At 37.0% G+C, this 2,052-nt stretch carries 2 protein-coding genes; both read left to right on the forward strand.

What is annotated here, in order from left to right:
• The first annotated feature begins 753 nt into the window (after positions 1 to 753).
• On the forward strand, positions 754 to 1,509 hold the full coding sequence (locus tag AC4GME_RS18910) for a hypothetical protein (protein ID WP_490378403.1): 756 nt from the start codon (positions 754 to 756) through the stop codon (positions 1,507 to 1,509).
• A 50-nt stretch (positions 1,510 to 1,559) separates the two neighbouring features.
• Complete coding sequence (ppiC, locus tag AC4GME_RS18915; protein ID WP_490378404.1) at positions 1,560 to 1,838, forward strand: peptidylprolyl isomerase PpiC; 279 nt, start codon at positions 1,560 to 1,562, stop codon at positions 1,836 to 1,838.
• Positions 1,839 to 2,052: the final 214 nt, after the last annotated feature.

The following is a 2,052-nucleotide window of genomic DNA, read 5'->3' on the forward strand; positions in this document are numbered from 1 at the left end:
CAAATATAGAGGTGAATTTTTTAACTAAATATAACTCTTTTATTAATTTGCGAGTTGGCGCGCATTTGTAGGGAAAACCTTGTTTTCGTTGAGTTAAATCAGTTCTGTAAGTAAATATATCTTCTACTTTTAAAGGATAAGTTTTTTAGATTGAACTTAATAAATATTTTTTGTATATACAGAAAACAGGAGTTTATTATGGATATTTTATCGTTCGGCGTGCTTACTGTTACCTGCGTTATTTTTGTTTATATGATGTACTTCTTTATTGATCTGATTAAAAAGTCACATCTGGAATAATAAAGCTAGGTTTAATTTGTAAACAAACTATACGAGGTAACAAATATTTACCCGTGAAAGTATAAGGCACCCATTAGCTATTTAATCAAAAGTTTCTGATTGAAAAAAATACAAGCTGTGGGTGTCTTGCATATTGCATTTACTTTAATCGGGCTCTTGAGTTTTGTCATTGAATGCAAGAAACAAGATCTAAGCCCTGTAATTATCCCTTTTTCAGCATCTTTTAACCCTTTTGAGGGATATCCCTTTCACAGTTTCTCTTGAACAATACAATTTTGTGTAGCTATCGGTAAATGCAAAATATGTATGCTAGAGCCCAACAACACAACGATTCAGGGCGATAGACTAGCTAATTTGTCTGCAGGGTAATAATGTTACTGATGGTTTCGCTGAATCAATAATAGCTAAAAAACACTTCATAATTTAAGAATGCAGACAGTTGAAGGGGTGTCGATGACTCAAAAATTTTTAAAGATTGTCTGCCCAGGTATCATGGTCCTTGTTTTGATATTGCCGACCGAAATTTTGGCAACGCCGAAAACTAATATAACCTGGACTACAGAGATCTGGCCGAAGGCAACGGAAGAGGATGGCAGGGGGGCCTATTTTGATTTGCTAAATGCCGTTTATCCTCCTTCAGAGTTTGAGCTGCTGCATAGCTTTTTGCCCTATAAGCGCGGTATTAACTTTGTCAGAGAAGGTCGTATGGATATTTTTTCCATTTGCTATCCGATGAGCGAATTTTATAGGGCAAAACACCCCTGGGCTCAAGAAAGTTTAGGCGTGTTGTTTGACGAAAAAGTTATTGGTGATTGGCGTGGGCTCGCATCTCTGGAGAATAAACAGGTTACCCTGCATAAGGAGATTGCCATCTTGCCTTTTATCAAGAAGCTTAATGCAAACTTGATTAAGACCGATAGCAAAGCTAAGTCACTGCTGCTACTCGAAAAAAGAAGAGCAATTTTTTTCCTTGGTATTTACATTAATATCCTTCATGAGGTCGATAAAAACAGCAATGTCAGTATGCCTCCATATACTTTTGTTCCTCTGCAGGTTATCACTTGTTATCCGGGGTTTACGCCTTCCCCTAAAGGTGAAAGATTAAGAGAAATGTGGGATAAGGGAATTGAAAGGCTCCATAAATCGGGTGAGTTACAGGCAATTTATAAGAAATGGAAGCTTGAATACCCAGATTACCAGTGGCAGTGAACAGAAGATATCGGTTACAATCTACTAAGTTATTAGAAATTGAGGTAGGTATGGCTAGAACAGCAGCAGCTTTGCACATATTAGTGAAGCATAAAGAACAAGCAGAAGATATTATTGCCCAGCTAAAGAAAGGTGCAAAATTCCAGGCTTTAGCTAAGAAGTACTCGAACTGTCCGTCGGGTAAGAAAGGTGGTGATCTTGGTGAATTTAAGAAAGGTCAGATGGTTCCACAGTTTGATAAAGTTGCCTTTAATGGTGAGATATTAACCCCTCATTTAGTTAAGACTAAATTTGGTTGGCATGTGATTAAGATCCTCTATCGGACGTGAGCAAAAGCAATTGCATTGCAATAAACATGTTACTAAGATCCTCTATCGGACATGAGCAATAAAATTATATTGAAATGAACATGTTAGTAAAATCTTGTATCGTACTTGATACTAGATTATTGGGTAGCTTGTGCCGATTACGTTACTCAGCAGACATATATACCCGTTATCATTCAAGATGCAAAAATCAGCAAGTCGAGAGGTGAACAGGTTC

The sequence above is a fragment of the Psychromonas sp. genome (assembly GCF_983033635.1).

Excerpts from the sequence above, each read along its gene's own strand:
- AC4GME_RS18910 (WP_490378403.1), top strand. The coding sequence starts at position 754 with ATGACTCAAAAATTTTTAAAGATTGTCTGCCCAGGTATCATGGTCCTT.
- ppiC (WP_490378404.1), top strand. The coding sequence starts at position 1,560 with ATGGCTAGAACAGCAGCAGCTTTGCACATATTAGTGAAGCATAAAGAA.